11 protein-coding genes and 1 pseudogene are annotated in these 17,861 nt (G+C 71.8%); 6 read left to right on the top strand and 6 right to left on the bottom strand.

Annotated elements, in window-relative coordinates; genetic code table 11:
* The 3 genes from G7A99_RS25385 to pyrE form a co-directional block, all read right to left on the bottom strand.
* On the bottom strand, positions 1-405 hold a 405-nt coding region (locus G7A99_RS25385), incomplete at its 3' end, for a cation:proton antiporter (protein WP_240466206.1).
* An 11-nt stretch (positions 406-416) separates the two neighbouring features.
* Positions 417-1,037 carry a DUF4124 domain-containing protein gene (locus G7A99_RS09035; protein WP_163139649.1) on the bottom strand — a complete coding sequence of 207 codons (621 nt, stop codon included), beginning with the start codon at positions 1,035-1,037 and terminating at the stop codon, positions 417-419.
* Positions 1,038-1,099: 62 nt separating this feature from the next.
* Positions 1,100-1,750, bottom strand: a complete 651-nt coding sequence (pyrE, locus tag G7A99_RS09030; RefSeq protein ID WP_163139647.1) for an orotate phosphoribosyltransferase — start codon at positions 1,748-1,750, stop codon at positions 1,100-1,102.
* 217 nt (positions 1,751-1,967) lie between these two features.
* Here pyrE and G7A99_RS09025 point away from each other — a divergent pair, with 217 nt between their 5' ends.
* Positions 1,968-6,254: a DEAD/DEAH box helicase gene (locus tag G7A99_RS09025; RefSeq protein ID WP_205599779.1), complete on the top strand. Its 4,287-nt coding sequence runs from the start codon at positions 1,968-1,970 to the stop codon at positions 6,252-6,254.
* A gap of 105 nt (positions 6,255-6,359) precedes the next feature.
* Here the strand turns inward: G7A99_RS09025 and ppc are convergent, their stop codons facing one another.
* From ppc to icd, 3 genes and pseudogenes are all read right to left on the bottom strand, one after another.
* Entirely contained in the window at positions 6,360-8,999 is a 2,640-nt protein-coding gene (gene ppc / locus G7A99_RS09020; RefSeq protein WP_018716591.1) for a phosphoenolpyruvate carboxylase, read from the bottom strand.
* Between the two features lie 200 nt (positions 9,000-9,199).
* Complete coding sequence (locus G7A99_RS25380) at positions 9,200-9,571, bottom strand: cyclic nucleotide-binding/CBS domain-containing protein (RefSeq protein ID WP_240466212.1); 372 nt, start codon at positions 9,569-9,571, stop codon at positions 9,200-9,202.
* Between the two features lie 147 nt (positions 9,572-9,718).
* A pseudogene (icd, locus tag G7A99_RS09015) lies at positions 9,719-10,957 on the bottom strand (isocitrate dehydrogenase (NADP(+))); the annotation flags it as partial.
* Between the two features lie 343 nt (positions 10,958-11,300).
* Here icd and G7A99_RS09010 point away from each other — a divergent pair.
* From G7A99_RS09010 to G7A99_RS08990, 5 genes are all read left to right on the top strand, one after another.
* Positions 11,301-12,485, top strand: a complete 1,185-nt coding sequence (locus G7A99_RS09010) for an acetyl-CoA C-acyltransferase family protein (RefSeq protein ID WP_163139643.1) — start codon at positions 11,301-11,303, stop codon at positions 12,483-12,485.
* A gap of 100 nt (positions 12,486-12,585) precedes the next feature.
* Positions 12,586-15,513, top strand: a complete 2,928-nt coding sequence (glnE, locus tag G7A99_RS09005; protein ID WP_371807606.1) for a bifunctional [glutamate--ammonia ligase]-adenylyl-L-tyrosine phosphorylase/[glutamate--ammonia-ligase] adenylyltransferase — start codon at positions 12,586-12,588, stop codon at positions 15,511-15,513.
* Positions 15,514-15,534: 21 nt separating this feature from the next.
* Positions 15,535-16,458, top strand: coding sequence for a branched-chain amino acid transaminase (locus tag G7A99_RS09000; RefSeq protein ID WP_163139641.1), 924 nt, complete (start codon positions 15,535-15,537; stop codon positions 16,456-16,458).
* Between the two features lie 22 nt (positions 16,459-16,480).
* Positions 16,481-16,735 (top strand): zinc-finger domain-containing protein, encoded by a 255-nt coding sequence (locus G7A99_RS08995; protein ID WP_163139639.1) that lies wholly within the window; start codon positions 16,481-16,483, stop codon positions 16,733-16,735.
* Between the two features lie 31 nt (positions 16,736-16,766).
* Positions 16,767-17,684, top strand: coding sequence for a lysophospholipid acyltransferase family protein (locus G7A99_RS08990; RefSeq protein ID WP_163139638.1), 918 nt, complete (start codon positions 16,767-16,769; stop codon positions 17,682-17,684).
* Positions 17,685-17,861: the final 177 nt, after the last annotated feature.

Genomic DNA, 17,861 nt, shown 5'->3' with positions numbered 1-17,861 from the left:
CACCGCGGCGGCGTCGGTGGAACTCACCATCGCCGCGAGCAGCGCCGCCGGCCCCCAGTCCAGCCCGAACAGCACCACCCCGGCCACCGCCGTGACCGCGGCGGTGACGAGCACGCCCGCCGTGGCCATGGCGAGCCCGGGCCAGAGCCCGGTGCGGAAGCTCGCGAACGGGGTGTGCAGGCCCCCGTCGAAGAGGATGACCGCGAGCGCCGCCGTCCCGACGAGGTGTGCGTCGGCGACGCTCTCGAAGCTCACCCCGCCCAGCCCGTCCGCGCCGGCGACCATCCCCACACCGAGGAAGACCACCAGCAGCGGCACCCCGCTGCGGTCCGCCGGCACCGTCGCGAGGATACTCACGGCGACGAGCATCCCGCTCAGGAGGATGAACGAGTCGGTGAAGGGCACGCCGCGGCCGCCTAGCCGTCGTCGTCGGTCAGCGCCCGGTAGCGCGCCATGTCCACCTCGAACCGGGCGCGCACACGGGCCTTCTCGCGGCGCTGGCGCTGGATGTACTCGCGCTGGGAGCGCATCTGCTCGCGTACGGAATCGATACGCTCGTAAACCCCCTCCAGGCCGTCACTGCCCTTGCGTTCCATTCCCGCGGCCCGATCGGCGAGCGCCTGGCGACGCTCGTCGAGCCGCTGCAGGCGGTCCCGGGCCAGCGAGATATGCGCCTCGAGGGCATGCAGGCGCTCGTCACGCGCGGCCTTCATGGCCTCAAGGCTGTCATAGGTCCGCAGCAGTATGCGGTCGCGCTCGCGCTGCTCCGCCTCGGCGCGCGCCTGCGCCTCGGCCTGCGCATGCCGCCGGGCGCGGGCGTCCAGCTCCTCGCGCGTGGGCGGCGGCTCGACGCGCTTGACGGTGACGCCGCGGTCCGACTTGATCTCGCGCTCGCGACGGGCGCCGGCCTCATCCGGGGGAATGGAGTCGCTGTAGTGGACATTGCCCTGATCGTCGACCCACTTGTAGGTCTCCGCCCGGGCCGTGGCGACCAGCACCGCCGCGACCAGCAACCCCGCTGCCGCCCTGATCCACATACTCGCACCCCCCTGTCGCGCCGCCTGCCCCTCTGCCATTGTCGGGCAGATGGACGGGGCTGTCAGCCGGCACTCACACCATAGCGCCGGCGGTAGGCGCGCAGGGCGTGGAGGGCCGGTGGCGGCGACGGCTGTGTCTCCAGGTACGCGACCAGGGTGTCCAGGTCGGCGATCGCATGGACCGGCGCACCGTGGTGGGCGGCGACCTCCTGGGCCGCGGAGCGTTCGCCCTCACCGCGCTCCTGGCGGTCCAGGGCGATCACCACGCCCGCCAGGGTGGCTCCGGCCTCCTCGATCAGCGCCACGCTCTCGGCCACCGACGTCCCGGCGGTGATCACGTCATCGATGACGAGTACGCGTCCGCGCAGCGGCGCCCCGACAATGTTGCCGCCCTCGCCGTGATCCTTGGCCTCCTTGCGGTTGAACGCATAGGGCAGGTCCCGGCCATGATGCTCGGCCAGCGCCACGGCGGTGGCCGCCGCCAGCGGGATGCCCTTGTAGGCCGGCCCGAACAACACGTCGAAATCGACGCCCGCCTCCACGATGGCACGGGCGTAGTAGCGTCCGAGCCGGGCCAGGGCGCCGCCGGTGTTGAACAGCCCGGCGTTGAAGAAATAGGGGCTCTCGCGCCCCGACTTGAGCGTGAAGCGGCCGAAGCGCAGCACCTCCCGCTCGTGGGCGAACTCTAGAAACTCGCGCTGGTACTCCTGCATGGATCGCCTACCCGGTGGTGACTCGTTCGAGGGATGGTTGCCGGCGCCCAAGGATATAGCGCCTGCCGGGGATTCCCAAGCGCGTTGCGCCGCACGCGGCACGCTGCCTCCGTGGCGCCGGAGTGGCCCTCGCCCGCACACGACGGCCGCCACCCGCGGACACGGCCATTGACGTACACTCCGGGAACGCCCCCGGCGACTGTGGGTCCAATGAATCATGCCACTGACCGCCTTCCACCCCGCCGTTAACGACTGGTTCCGGGCCGCGCTGGGCGAGCCCACGGCCGCCCAGCGCGGGGCCTGGCCGGCGATCCGTAACGGACACGACACCCTCATCGCCGCCCCCACCGGCTCCGGCAAGACCCTGGCCGCGTTCCTCGCGGCCCTGGACGAGCTGGTGCGCGAGGGCCTGGCCGCCGGGCTGGGCGACGAGACCACGGTACTCTACGTCTCGCCGCTGCGGGCACTGTCCAACGACATTCAGCGCAACCTCCAGGTGCCTCTCGCCGGTATCGGCGAGGCCCTTGCCGCCCGCGGCGACCCCGCCGTGGAGGTGCGTGCGTGGGTGCGCACCGGCGACACCCCGACCGCCGAGCGCGAGCGCATGCGCCGGCACCCGCCGCACATCGTCGTGACCACGCCGGAGTCGCTCTACATCCTGCTCACCTCCGAGTCCGGACGGCGGATGCTCGCGACGGTACGCACGGTGATCGTCGACGAGATCCACGCCCTCGCCGGCAACAAGCGCGGCGCCCACCTGGCGCTCTCGCTGGAACGGCTCGCGCGGCTCACCCCGGGACCGCCCCAGCGCATCGGCCTGTCCGCCACGCAGAAGCCCATCGAGGACATCGCCGCGTTCCTGAGCGGAGAGCGCGGCCGCTGCGAGATCGTGGACACCGGTCACGTGCGCGAGCGCGACCTCGCCGTGGAGGTGCCCGATTCGCCGCTGGCCGCGGTCATGTCCAACGAGGTCTGGGAGGAGATCTACGACCGCCTCGCCGGACACGTGGACGCGCACCGGACCACGCTGATCTTCGTCAACACGCGCCGGCTCGCCGAGCGCGCCGCCCGTCACCTCGCCGAGCGCCTGGGAGACGGCGCCGTGACCGCCCACCACGGCAGCCTGGCCCGCGAGCACCGTCTGGACGCGGAGCAGCGCCTCAAGCGCGGCGAGCTGCGCGCGCTGGTGGCGACGGCATCGCTGGAGCTCGGCATCGACATCGGCGAGGTCGACCTGGTCTGCCAGCTCGGCTCGCCCCGGGGCATCGGCGCCGTGCTCCAGCGCGTGGGCCGTTCCGGCCACGGCCTCGGCCGCCTGCCCAGGGGCCGCCTCTTCCCCCTCTCCCGCGACGACCTGGTGGAGTGCACCGCCCTGCTCGACTGCGTACATCGCGGCGAGCTCGACCGCATCCACATCCCCGACGCACCACTGGACGTCCTCGCCCAGCAGATCGTCGCCGAGACCGCGGCCGCCGGCGAATGGGGCGAGCAGGCCCTGTACGAAGCATTCGCCGCCGCCTGGCCATACCGGGGACTCACCCGCGAGACGTTCACCGGGATCGTGCGCATGCTCGCCGAGGGGATCACCACCCGTCGCGGGCGTCGCGGCGCCTACCTCCACCGCGATGCCGTCAACGCCCGGCTGCGCCCGCGCCGCAGTGCACGCCTGGTGGCCCTGACCAACGGTGGCGCGATCCCGGACCAGTTCGACTACGACGTCCTCCTCCAGCCGGAGGGGCTGCGGGTGGGTTCTGTGAACGAGGACTTCGCCTTCGAGAGCGTGCCCGGTGACGTCTTCCAGCTCGGCAACACCGCCTATCGCATCCTCAAGGTGGAATCCGGGCGCGTGCTCGTGGAGGACGCCGGGGGCATGCCGCCCAACCTGCCGTTCTGGTTCGGCGAGGCACCGGCGCGCAGCGAGGAGCTCTCGGCGGCGGTCTCACGCCTGCGCGCCGACGTCGACCAGCGGCTCGCGGCATCGGACAACGACCCCGGACCGGTGCGCGAGTGGCTGATGGACGCCCACGGCCTGCCGGCGGGCGCCGCGGCACAGCTCGCCGACTACCTGGCCATCGCCCGTGTCGCCCTCGGCGTCGTGCCGACCCGGGCGCAGCTCGCCATGGAGCGTTTCTTCGACGAGGCCGGCGACATGCACCTCGTGATCCACTCGCCGTACGGCTCGCGCATCAACCGCGCCTGGGGGCTCGCGCTACGCAAGCGCTTCTGCCGGCGTTTCAACTTCGAGCTCCAGGCCGCCGCCCTCGAGGACAGCATCGTGCTCTCCCTGGGCCCCACCCACAGTTTCCCCCTCGACGAGGTCGCCCGTTACCTGGCGAGCGACAACGCTCGGGAGGTCCTCACCCAGGCGCTGCTCGACGCGCCGCTGTTCGCCACGCGCTGGCGCTGGGTGGCGACCGTCTCGCTGGCCGTCAGGCGCAGCCACGGCGGCCGCCGACGGCCGGCGCAGCTGCAGCGCCAGGACGCCGAGGACCTGCTCTCGGTGGTCTTCCCGGACCAGCTCGCCTGCGCCGAGAACCTCGCCGGCGCCCGCGAAATCCCCGAACATCCGCTGGTCACCCAGACGCTCCACGACTGCCTGGCCGGGAGCCTGGACGTCGACGGCCTGGAGGCATTGCTCAAACGGCTGGAACGCGGCGAGGTCACGGTCACCACCCGCGACCTCGCCGCCCCCTCGCCCCTCGCGGAGGAGGTGATCAACGCCCGCCCTTACGCCTTCCTGGACGACGGCGCCCAGGAGGAGCGCCGCACGCTCAGCATCGCCGGCAATACCACCCCCGGCTCCCCGGAGACCTGGGCGCGGCCGGACGCCGCCGCCGTCGCACGGGTGTGCGCCGAGGTCTGGCCCCGGCCCCGGGACGCCGACGAGCTCCACGACGCCCTGGTCACCTATGGCTTCCTCACCGCCGATGAAGGCACCGCCGGCGAGTGGCGCACCCTCTTCGAACAGCTCGCCACCGAACAGCGCGCCGGCGCCGTCTCCGTCCCCGGCGGCGGGACGCTGTGGGTGGCGGCGGAGCGCCTCGTGGAGATGCAGGCCCTGTATCCGGACACCCCCGCCAACCCGGCCATCGATGCCGTGGGCACGCCCCCGGCGGACGCCGACGCCGCGCTCACCGAGCTGCTGCGCTCGCGCCTGGAGGGGCTGGGACCGGTCACCGCCGCCGGGCTCGCGGCACCGCTGGGCGTCGACGACACGCGCGTGGCGGCGTCGCTCGCCCGGCTGGAAACCGAGGGCTTCGCGATCCAGGGCCGCTTTACCGCCGATGCCGGGGCGGTGCAGTGGTGCGAGCGCGGGCTGCTCGCGCGCATCCAGCGATACAGCCTGCAGCGCCGCCGCAGCCGTGCCGAGCCCGTTGCGCCCCGGCGCTACCTGCGCTTTCTCGTCGACTGGCACGGCCTCGGCGAGCGCGGCGAGGGGGTGGAGACACTCGCCGGCGCGCTGGAACAGCTCGAGGGCTTTCCCGTACCGGCCCGCGCGTGGGAGGGCGACCTGCTGCCCGCCCGAGTGGCGGACTACACCGGCAGCCAGCTCGACCAGCTGCTCACCACCGGCCGTTTCGCCTGGCTGCGACTCAACCCGCCGCGCGCCGGCGACGACGGCCGCCGCCACGCCGCCCCCGTCCGGAACACACCCATCTCACTGATAGAGCGTGAGAATCTGGTCCACTGGCGGACCGTGATCCCGGCGCCGCAGGCGGGAGAGACGATCCTTTCCGGCGGGGCCGAGCGGGTGCTCGCCGCCCTGCGCGAACACGGTGCCTCATTCTTCGCCGACCTGGTCGCCGCAACGGGCATGCTCCGCACCCAGGTCGAGGAGGCCCTTGCCGAGCTCGTCGCCGTGGGTCTGGTCACGGCGGATACCTTCGATGGGCTACGCGCGCTCATCGCCCCGAGTCACAAGCGCCCGTCGTTCGCACCCCGCGGCCGGCGCCGCCGGCGTACCGCGCCGGGCGTGGACGCCGCCGGGCGCTGGGCGGCGCTGCCGGGATCCGCACCAGGCACCGACGAACGCCGGCGCATGACCGACCTCGCCACCCTGGAGCACATCGCCCGGGTGCTGCTGCGTCGCTACGGTGTGGTCTTCCGCCGGGTACTGGCCCGCGAGCAGGCACTGCCGCCGTGGCGGGAGCTGCTCTACGTCTTCCGGCTGCTGGAGGCCCGTGGCGAGGTCCACGGTGGCCGTTTCGTCGACCAGTTCGCCGGCGAGCAGTTCGCCCATCCCGACGCGGTGGGGGCGCTCGCGCGCTACCGCCATGCCGAACCGGACGACACCCTCGTGGTGATCTCCGCGGCGGATCCGGTGAACCTGATGGGCATCGTCACCCCAGGTGGACGGATCCCGGCCTCCCCCGCCAACCGCATCCTCCTGCGCGACGGCGCCCCCGTCGCCGCACAGATCGGGGGCGAGGTCCACTACCTGGAGACGCTCCCCCCCGAGGCCCAGTGGGACGCGCGCACGCGGCTGGTACGGCGGGCGGGATAAGCGACAGGGCGCGAGGAAGCAGGGACGGCCTGACGGGGCGCCGTGCCCCATACGGCCGGGCCGGCCCCGGTATGCCCCGCGCTTTCCGCTCCGGGGTTGCCGCCCCTACCCGGTGTTGCGCATACCCGCGGCGATGCCGTTGATGCAGACCATCAGTGGCGGCAGCAGCGCCTCCTCGCGGCCGTGGCGCACGCGGTCGAGGAGCTCCACCTGGATCAGGTTGAGCGGGTCGACGTAAGGGTTGCGCACCGCCACCGAGCGCTGCACCACGGGGAAGTCCTCCAGCGGCGCCTCGTGGCCGGTGACCGCGAGCACCCCGTCGAGGGTCCGGTCGTACTGCCCGCGCAGCCGCTCGCCCAGCCCGCGCAGCGGCTCCGGCACCAGCCGCGCGTCGTACCAGGCGGCCACCTGCGGGTCGCCCTTGGCGAGCACCATCTCGACCATGTCCAGGAACGCGCGGAAGAACGGCCACTGGCGGTACATCTCGCGCAGGGTCTCGCCATCCTCCGCGAGTCCCTCCGCCAGGGCCTCGCCCACGCCGAGCCAGGCCGGCAGCAGCAACCGCGTCTGCGTCCACGAGAAGATCCAGGGGATCGCCCGCAGGCTCTCCACGCCGCGGGTCGGCTTGCGCCGCGCCGGGCGACTGCCGATGGTCAGCATCCCGATCTCGTGCTCCGGGGTGGCGTGGCGGAAGTAGTCGATGAACTCCGGGGTCTCGCGCACCAGGCCGCGGTAGGTATCCCGTGCGGTGGCGGCGAGACGGTCCATGAGCGTCCGCCAGTCGTCCTGCGGGGAGGCCGGCGGGCACAGCGAGGCCTCCAGCACCGCGGTGGTGTAGAGCTCGAGGTTGCGCTGGGCGATGCCCGGCAGCCCGAACTTCGCCTGGATCACCTCGCCCTGCTCGGTCACCCGCAGCCGCCCCTCCACGCTGCCCGGGGGCTGGGATAGGATGGCGGCGTGGGTGGGGCCGCCACCACGGCCGATGGACCCGCCACGGCCGTGGAACAGCGTCAGTCGGACGCCCTGGCGCCGGGCCAGCGCCACCAGCCGCTCCTGGGTCTGGTAGAGCGCCCAGGCGGCGGTGAGGTGCCCGGCGTCCTTGCCCGAATCGGAGTAGCCGATCATCACCTCCTGGTGACCCTGGATGCGCTCGCGGTACCAGGGGATCTCCAGCAGACGCTCCATGGTGGCCTCGGCGGCCTCCAGGTCGTCCAGGGTCTCGAACAGCGGCACCACGCGCAGGAAGTGCCGCACCCCCGCCTCCTTCTGCAGCAGCTCGACGGCGAGGATGTCCGACGGGCGCGCGGCCATGGAGATCACGTAGGCACCGAGGGAATCCGGCCCCATCTCCGCCATCACGGCGAAGGTGTCGAGCACCTCGCGGACCTCCTCGTCCGGCTGGAACTCCCGCGGCACCAGCGGCCGGCGGCTGGAGAGCTCGCGGATAAGGAAGGCCTGGCGGTCGTCCTCGTCCCACTCGTGGTAGCTGCCCAGGCCCAGCTCCCGGGTGATGGCATCCAGGGCATCGTTGTGGCGCCCGGCCTCCTGGCGCACGTCCACGCGCATCAGGGTCAGGCCGAACACGGACAGCCGCCGGATCAGGTCCAGTAGCCGGCCCTCGGCGACCACGCCGGCACCGCACGCCTGCAGGGAGTGATAGCAGGTCAGAAGCGGCTCGCGCAGCTCCTCCGCATAGCGGTAGACGGGCGCGTCCGCCGGCCGCTCGCCGGCGAGGCGGGCGTCGATCCAGGCGCGGGTGTCGCGCAGACGCTGGCGAACGTCCTTGAGGACCTGGCGGTACGGCTCCCAGGCTGCGCCGGAGGCGCGCTGGAGCTCGTCGTCGGCACACTGCAGCGACAGCTCGGTGATCAGCCGGCCGACCTCCTGCTCGTAGAGCTGGACGGCCATCCAGCGGTTGAGCAGGCAGACCTCACGGGTAACCGTGGCGGTGACCCGGGGGTTACCGTCGCGGTCGCCCCCCATCCAGGAGCCGAAGCGGATGGGTGCGGCATCCAGCGGCAGGTGCTCGCCGGTACGCCGGTAGACCTGGCGGTCGAGCCGGCGGAGGTAGCGCGGGATGACGTCCCAGAGGGTCTGCTCGATCACCGCCAGCCCCCAGCGTGCCTCGTCCTGGGGGCGCGGGCGCTGGCGGCGAATCTCGTCGGTGTACCAGGCCGCGGTGATCTCGCGGCGCAGCGACTGGTGGACCTCCTCGATCTCCTCGGGGATGGGGTCGAGACGGTCCTGCTGGTCCAGCAGCTCGGCGATGCGGTTGTACTTCTGCAGGAGGGTGCGACGGCTGACCTCGGTGGGATGGGCGGTCAGCACCAGCTCGATGGACAGGTCACACACGGCCTGGTGGAGCCGCTCGCCGTCGACCTCGCCGCTCAGGCGCTCGAAGCTCTCCTCCAGCGAGCCGCGCAGCGGTGCGGAATCCGGGTCGCGCAGCCACGTCCGGCTACGGCGCACCCGGTGGTGCTGCTCGGCGATGTTGGCGAGGTTGAGGAACTGCGAGAACGCGCGCACCACCGGCATGATGTGCTCGTCCGGCAGCTCGGCGAGCATGCGCTCCAGCGCCTGCGCGGCCTCCGCGTCGCCGGCGCGTGCCTCCTTGGACAGACGCCGGACCTCCTCGACGACGTGGAAAACGGACTCGCCGGCCTGCTCGTAGAGCGTGCTGCCGAGCAGCCCGCCGAGCTGGCGGATGTCCTCGCGGAGCGGCGCATCGGTGCGCTTGTCGTTCATTCTCTTCTCCCCCTGGGCGGACGTATTATCCAGCCTACCCCGAACATGACTCCCCCCTCATCCCGGCGTCCCCGTCCACGCCGGCCCGGCACCGGGCGCGCGGACCGGCGTCGCCGCCGGCAGGCTCACGGGGCCACACACAGAAACGCCCGGGCGCACGCGGCACCCGGGCGTTCGGTACCGCCAGGGGCGGTGGGGGCCTACTCCGGCAGGCCGAACTGCTCGACGGCGGCGAAGATGTCCGTGTCGGAGATGATGCCCACCGGGCGCTCGTTCTCCACCACGACCACGCGACGGATGTTCTCCTTGCTCATCTTCTCCGCACACTCCTGCAGGCCCATATCCCCCGGCACGGTGACCAGCGGCTTGGAGGCCACCTCGCTGACCCGGGCGTCCGACGGACGGCGGCCGGCGGAGATGATGCGCGAGAGGACGTCGCGCTGGGTCATGATGCCCCAGGCACCGTCGTCCCCCGGCTCGCAGATCACCGAGCTGATGTGGCGCTCACGCATCAGGTGCATGGCGTCCTCCACGGAGGTGGCCGCGGCCACGGAGACCGGCTCCGGGTTCATCATCTCGCGCACGCTCTGCGGCGTACGCCCGGAGGCGATCATCTCCTCCAGCGGCGAGGCCACGCGGCGCAGCTCGCGGACCTTGCGGTCGTGCTCGATGGCCTCCTCGCGCTCCTGCTGGTACTTGGCGAGGTCGATGCGGCCCTGCATCTGCTCGATGATCGCGTCGGCGAACTGGCTGGTCTTGACCTCGGTCGCGCCCTCGATCTGGCGGGCGAAGTCGTAGGTCACGATGCCGGTGGTGACCACCTTCTGATAGGCCGCGCGGATTAGGTCCGCCGCCTCGGTCCAGCCGAGGTAGTCGAGCATCATCACGCCGGAGAACAGCAGCGAGCCCGGGTTGACCTTGTCCTGGTTGGCGTACTTCGGCGCGGTGCCGTGGGTGGCCTCGAACACGGCCACGTGGTCGGACATGTTCGCCCCCGGCGCGATACCAACGCCGCCGACCTCCGCGGCGATGGCGTCGGAGAGGTAGTCGCCGTTGAGGTTCATGGTGGCGAGCACGTCGAACTCGTTGGGCCGCAGCAGCATCAGCTGAAAGATGATGTCGGCGATGCGGTCCTTGATGACGATCTTGCCCTCGGGGCGTTTGCCGCCGTAGGTGGAGTAGAGCTCCTCCTCGGTGATGGTGACGTCGCCGAACTCCTCCTTGGCGACCTCGTAGCCCCACTGGCGGAAGGCGCCCTCCGTGAACTTCATGATGTTGCCCTTGTGGACAAGGGTCACGCTCTCACGGTTGTTGTCGACGGCGTACTGGATGGCCTTGCGCACCAGGCGCTTGGAACCGAAGGGGCTGATCGGCTTGACGCCGAGGCCGGCGTCGTCGAAGAAGGTCTCGCCCATTTCCTCCTTGAGGAACTTCGCGACCTTCCTGTTCTCCTCGCTGCCGGACTGGTACTCGATGCCGGCGTAGACGTCCTCGGTGTTCTCGCGGAAGACGACCACGTCCACGTCCTCGGGCTTGCGCAGCGGCGAGGGCACGCCATCATAATGCCGCACCGGGCGCACGCAGGCGTAGAGGTCGAGCTTCTGGCGCAGGGCCACGTTGAGCGAGCGGAAACCGCCCCCGACCGGCGTGGTCAGCGGGCCCTTGATGGAGACGATGAGGTCCTGGAGCGCGGCCTGGGTCTCCTCGGGGAAGTAGTCGCCGTCGTAAAGGCCGGCAGCCTTTTCACCCATGTAGAGCTCGGCCCAGTGGATCCGGCGCTGACCGTTGTAGGCCTGCTCGACCGCGGCGTCCCAGATACGCATGCTCGCGCGGGTGATGTCCGGGCCGATGCCGTCCCCCTCGACGTAACCGAGAACCGGGTTGTCCGGCACGGAGATCTTGCCGTCGACGACCTTTATCTTTTCACCCGATTCCGGATACTGGATGTGCTGGGTCATGAATAACCTCCCTAGAGACATTGGGGCGGCGCCGGCTTCTGGCCTTTGCCCGGGGGCATGCGCCCGCCCATCGTGGTCCGGTTGCATCGAAGGCGGCCCGACAGCCGATACCGCCGGGGTTGTCCCCCCCGATCGGGGTCGGCCGGGCGCGCCCGGATTCCGCGCTCTCGAAGCGCGCCATTTTCGCCGACCAGCCCCCTCCGTTCAAGAAATTGCTGATTTTGATGCGTAGAATCACGATGATGGGCGTTGGAGTGCATTCACGGTTGGTGCGGTGCAGCGCCGCCGGTGAACGCGCCCCGCCGGCCTCACCCCACACAGAACAGCTCAGGGAGTCCCCGTCATGCAGGACGTAGTCGTTGTCAGCGGTGTCCGCACCCCCGTCGGCAGTTACGGCGGTGCACTCAAGGACGTCCCCCTCGGCGAGCTCGCCGCCTCGGTGGTGCGCGAGTCGGTCGCCCGTGCCGGCGTCTCGCCGGAGGCGGTGGGGCATACGGTCTTCGGCAATGTCATCCACACCGAGCCGCGGGACATGTACCTCGCCCGGGTCGCCTCCGTGAACGGCGGCCTGCCCGTGACCACGCCGGCGCTCACCCTCAACCGCCTGTGCGGCAGCGGCCTGCAGGCCATCCTCACCGCCGCGGACTACATCCGCACCGGCGATGCCGACTGCACCGTCGCCGGCGGCGGCGACGCCATGAGCCGCGCCCCCTACTGGCTGCCGAGCGGCCGCTGGGGTCAGCGCATGGGCGACGGGCAGATGCTCGACGCCATGGTCGGCGCGCTGACCGACCCGTTCGACAAGTGCCACATGGGCATCACCGCCGAGAACGTCGCCGAGAAGTGGGGGATATCCCGCGAGGACCAGGATGCCCTCGCCACGGAGAGCCACCGCCGCGCGGCGGCCGCCATCGACGCCGGCCACTTCCGCGAGCAGATCCTTCCGGTGGAGATCCGCGGGCGCAAGGGCACGGTCACCGTGGACACCGACGAGGGCCCGCGCCGGGACATCGACACCGAGCGCATGGCCGCGATGAAGCCCGTGTTCAAGCGCGACGGCGGCACCGTCACCGCCGGCAACGCCTCGACACTCAACGACGGCGCCGCCGCGGTGGTGCTCGCCTCCCGCGAGGCCGCCGAGCGCCAGGGCCTGAAACCGCGGGCGCGGCTGGTCGCCGGCACCGTGGCCGCCGTGGACCCCAGGTACATGGGCATCGGCCCGGTCCCCGCCGTGCGCCAGCTCCTCGAGCGCACCGGCGTGGCCACCGGCGACGTGGACACCTGGGAGATCAACGAGGCCTTCGCCGCGCAGGCCCTCGCGGTGGTGCGCGACCTCGGGCTGGACCCGGCACGGGTGAACCCCAACGGCAGCGGCATCTCCCTTGGCCACCCCATCGGCGCCACAGGGGCCATCCTCACGGTCAAGGCGATCCACGAGCTGGAGCGCATCTGTGGGCGCTATGCCGTGGTGACCATGTGCATCGGCGGCGGCCAGGGCATAGCCGCGCTGTTCGAGCACCTGGACTGACCGTCCCGGAGACTCCGTCGCGCCCCGGGGCACGGACCGGCACCCGGCCCTTGCCCCGGGGATATGCCGACGCGGGCACCACCTGTAGTAGGCTCCGCCCATGAGCATGGACAACGCCCCCAAGCCCCTGCGCGACGCCTTCGACGCCCTGCCCGAGGCCCTCCGGGACGGGGTCGCGGAGCCGCTGGAGACCCTGCTCGCCGAACGCGGCGCGCCGGACGACGCCCGGGTCCAGGCCTCGCTGCCCCTGGTCTGGGCGACCAGCCCCTTCGTGGCCCGGGTCTGCATCCAGCGCCCCGAGACGCTTGCCGCGCTGACAGCCCCGGCCCCGCTCGCGGAGGCGCGCACCCTCGATACCTACCGCGAACGCCTCGACGGCGCCATCGCGGACGCCGACGGCGCGGAGGCGCTGCAGCGCGCCCTGCGCCGCTTCCGCGACGTGGAGATGGCGCGTATCGCCTGGCGGGACCTCGCCGGCATCGCACCCCTGGAGGAGACCCTCGGCGAGCTCTCCGGCCTCGCCGAGGCCTGCATCGACCGTACCCTCGCCCACCTCTACGAGCGTCGCTGCGCGCTCTGGGGCGTGCCGCGCAACGCCGACGGCGAGGCCCTGCGGATGAGCGTGATCGGCATGGGCAAGCTCGGCGGCGGCGAGCTCAACTTCTCCTCGGATATCGACCTGATCTTCGCCTTCCCCGAAGCGGGCGAGACCGACGGCCGGCGCCCGCGGGCGAACGAGGAGTTCTTCAACCGCCTCGGCCAGGAGCTGATCGCCGCGCTGGACCGGCAGACACCGGACGGCCAGGCCTTCCGGGTGGACATGCGCCTGCGCCCCTTCGGCAGCTCCGGCCCGCTGGCAAGCAGCTTCAACGCCCTCGAGCTCTACTACCAGAACCAGGGCCGGGAGTGGGAACGCTACGCCATGATCAAGGCGCGGATCGTCGGCGGTGACTACGAGCGCGGGGCGACCCTGCTCGCGGCCCTGAGGCCGTTCGTCTATCGCCGCTACCTCGACTACGGCGCCTTCGAGAACCTGCGCGAGATGAAGGCCCTGGTCGACCGCGAGGTCCGGCGCCGGGGCATGGCGGACAACATCAAGCTCGGCCGCGGCGGCATCCGCGAGATCGAGTTCATCGTCCAGGCCTTCCAGCTCATCCGCGGCGGCCAGGAGCCGGCCCTGCAGGGGCGCTCGCTGCTGGAGATGCTCTCGCGACTCGCCGAGCACGACCAGATCCCCGCGCACACCCGCGACGAGCTCGCCGAGGGCTATGCCTTCCTGCGCCGCAGCGAGAACCGGCTGCAGGCGATGTACGACAGCCAGACCCACCAGCTTCCGGACGATCCCCTGGACGGCGCCCGGCTCGCCCTCGCCATGGGCTACCCGGATTACGACACCTTCACCGCCGCGCTGGAGGGCTGGCGCGCCCGGGTGCAGGCCCACTTCGACCAGGTCTTCGTCGCCCCCCAGGAGGCCGGCGAGGCCGATGCCGGGGCCACCGACTTCGGCGACGTCTGGAACGCCACCCTCGACGACGACGAGACCGACGAGTTCCTCCACGACGCCGGCTTCGCCCACCCCTCGCGCGGCCGCGAGCGCATCGCCGCCCTGCGCGAGGGCCACACCGCACGCTCGCTCTCGGCCCGCGGCCGGGGCCGGCTCGACCGGCTCATGCCCATGCTGCTGCAGGCCGTCTCCGGCCAGCCCGGCCCGGACGCCACCCTGGAGCGGGTGCTCTCGCTGCTGGAGACGGTGGCCCGGCGCACCGTCTACCTGGCGCTGCTCAGCGAGAACCCGATGGCGCTGTCCCAGCTCGTGCAGCTATGCAGCGCCAGCCCCTGGATCGCGCGGCTGCTCGCACGCCACCCGGTGCTCCTCGACGAGCTCCTCGACCCGCGCACGCTGTACACGCCGCTGCGCCGCGAGGCCCTGGCCGGGGAGCTCGCCGCACGCATGGCCCGGGTCGACGACGACGACCTCGAGCGCCAGATGGAGGAGCTGCGCCACTTCCGCCAGGCCAACGTCCTGCGCGTGGCCGCCGCGGACCTCGCCGAGGCGATCCCGATCATGGTGGTCAGCGACTACCTCACCGACATCGCCGAGGTGGTGGTCGAGGAGGTCCTGCGCGTCGCCTGGTACCACGTCAGCCGCCGTTTCGGTGAGCCCACCGGCTTGGTGGACGGCGAGCACGTGCGCCAGGGCTTCGCGGTGCTCGCCTACGGCAAGCTCGGCGGCATCGAGCTCGGCTACGGCTCGGACCTGGACCTGGTGTTCGTCAACGACGCCCGCGGCGAGGCGCTGCACACCGACGGCGAGAAGAGCGTGGAGAACGCGGTATTCTTCGCCCGCCTCGCCCAGCGCATCATTCACATCCTGGCCACCACCACCCCCGGCGGCATCCTCTACGAGGTGGACACGCGGCTGCGCCCCAGTGGCAAGTCGGGGCTGCTCGCCACCAGCCTCGACGCCTTCGCCACCTACCAGCGCGACAACGCCTGGACCTGGGAGCACCAGGCCCTGGTGCGCGCCCGGGTGGTCGCCGGAGACACTGACCTCGGCAAGCGCATCGAGGCGCTGCGCCGCGAGATCCTCACCCGCCCGCGCGACCCCGAGGCACTGCGCGGCGAGGTCGCCGCCATGCGCGAGCGCATGCGCCGTGCCAAGGCCTCCGGCGACGAGGACGTCTTCGACCTCAAGAACGACCGTGGCGGTATCGCGGATATCGAATTTATGGTCCAATATGGGGTCCTTGCCGGAGCCCATGACAACCCCGGCCTGCTGCGATTCACGGACAATATCCGCCTGCTCGGCGAGCTCTCCCGCGACGACGGTCTCGTCGGCGAGGACGACGCGGAGACCCTGGCCGAGGCCTACCGGGTATTCCGCGCGGAGATCCATCGGCTGACGCTCCAGGAGCTGCCCGCCCGGGTTCCCGCCGAGCGCTTCCGGACGCAGCGCGAAGCGGTCACGGCGCTGTGGTCGCGGATCATGGGCGCGGCGCATACCCCGGAACCGGGCGAGACCACATAGAGCGTGTAAGGAGTGCCGCGCATGAGCATGGCGGACCGGGACGGCGTGATCTGGATCGACGGCGAGTTCGTGCCCTGGCGCGACGCCAGGGTCCACGTCCTCACCCACACGCTCCACTACGGCTTCGGCGTCTTCGAGGGTGTCCGCGCCTACAACACGGTTCACGGCCCGGCGATCTTCCGGCTGTTCGAGCACACCCGGCGTTTCATGGACTCCGCCAAGATCCTCGGCCTGCCGATGCCCTTCGACGCGGACACCATCAACCGGGCCTGCATCGAGACGGTACGCGAGAACGGCCTGGAGAGCGCCTACCTCCGGCCAATGGCGTTCCTGGGCTCCGAGGGCATGGGCCTGCGCGCCGACGGGCTGTCCACGCACGTGATGATCGCCGCCTGGCACTGGGGCGCCTATCTCGGCGCCGAGGCCATCGAGCGCGGCATCCGCATCAAGACCTCGTCGTTCTCGCGCCACCACGTCAACGTGGCCATGTGCCGCGCCAAGGCGAACGGCAACTACATCAACTCGATGATGGCGCTACAGGAGGCCGTGGCCGCCGGCTACGACGAGGCGCTGCTGCTCGACGTGGACGGCTTCGTCGCCGAGGGCTCCGGGGAGAACTTCTTCATGGTGCGCGACGGGGTGATCCACACCCCGGAGCTCACCTCCGCGCTCGCCGGCGTCACCCGCGACGCGGTCATGCAGCTCGCCGACGAGGCGGGCTACGAGGTGCGCGAACGGCGGATCACCCGCGACGAGGTCTACGTCTGCGACGAGGCATTCTTCACCGGGACCGCCGCCGAGGTCACCCCCATCCGCGAGCTCGACGGCCGGGTGCTCGGCGAGGGCCGCCGCGGGCCGGTGACCGCGGACCTGCAGAAACGATTCTTCGACCAGGTGGAGGGCCGCCGGGACGCCCACCCCGAATGGCTGACCCCGGTAGCCTGAACATCGCTCGGGAGGATACGACGTGCCTGATCCCCAGACTCACGACCGCCAGGACCTGATCCAGCCGAACGCCGCGCACCGCTACGAGGTGACGGTGGACGACCTGCCGGTGTCCTGCCCCATGCCCGGGATGTACCTGTGGAACTCCCACCCCAAGGTCTTCATCCCCCTGCACAAGACCGGCGAGGGGAAGTGCCCCTACTGCGGCGCCGAGTACGTGGTGAAGGACTTCCACCCGGACGACCCGCGCATCCTCGAGCAGCACCGGCGGGAGTGAGCCCGCCGGTCACCGCCCCCGCCTCTCCATCGTGCTGCGCGCCCGCCTCGTAGATGGTCTGCTCCGGCTGACCGCCCGCCTGCCCCTGCGCCTGCTCCACGGCGCCGGCCGGGCCGTGGGCACGCTCGCGGACGGCTTCCCCAACGACGTCCGGCGCATCGTGCGCGTGAACGTGGAGCTGTGCTTCCCCGCGCTGCCGCCGGCGGCGAAGCGCACGCTCGCCCGCCGCGCGCTGCAGTCCTCGGCGTGCAACCTGCTCGAGCTCGGGGCGATCTGGCACCGGCCGGTGACGGAGACCCTGGCGCTGATCCGGGAGGTGGACGGCGAGGCGGTGTTCACGGAGGCCCTGTCCGAGGGCCGCGGCGTACTCATCATCGCGCCCCACCTCGGCGCCTGGGAGCTGCTTCAGGCGTGGGTCGCACAGCGCACCCCGCTCCACGCCCTGTACCGGCCGCCGCGCCAGGCGTGGCTGGAGTCGCTGCTGGTGGCGGCGCGCTCGCGCACCGGGGCGCACTTCCACCCCGCCCGCGCCGGCGGCGTGCGCGCCCTGCTGCGGGCGCTGCGCGACGGCGAGGGCGTGGGCATCCTGCCGGACCAGCAGCCCCCCGGCGAGGGCGTGCACGTCCCGTTCTTCGGCCAGCCGGCCAAGACCATGACCCTGTTCGGCCGCATCGCCGAACGCAGCGGCGCCCCGGTGGTGATCGGCTGGGCCGAGCGCCTGCCCGCCGGCCGGGGCTTCCGCGTGCACTGGCGCCGCGCCGACCCGGCGGTCGCCGACCCGGACCCGGCCACCGCCGCGACCGCGCTCAACCACACCATCGAGGCGGCGATCCGCGAGCAGCCGGAGCAGTACCTGTGGAGCTACCGCCGCTTCTCCCGCCAGCCCGAGGGCGTGCGCAATCCGTACAAGCGCTTCGCCGACCGCGGTCGCTGGCTGGTGGAGCGCTGACCCGGCGGGACGCGCCCCGCTTCAGTCCCCGTCGCCGAAGCGGTAGCCGAAGCGCTCGATGTCCTCGGCGTAGTGACGGGCCACCAGCGCCCGGGTCTCGGGCGTGTAGTAATCCTGATAGGTCCCGCGGTCACCCGCGCGGCGGCGGTGCGGCAGCGCCGGCGCCTCGATGCCGAT

The organism is Arhodomonas sp. KWT, from assembly GCF_010993615.1.
This window is presented reverse-complemented; position numbering and strand designations above follow the sequence as displayed.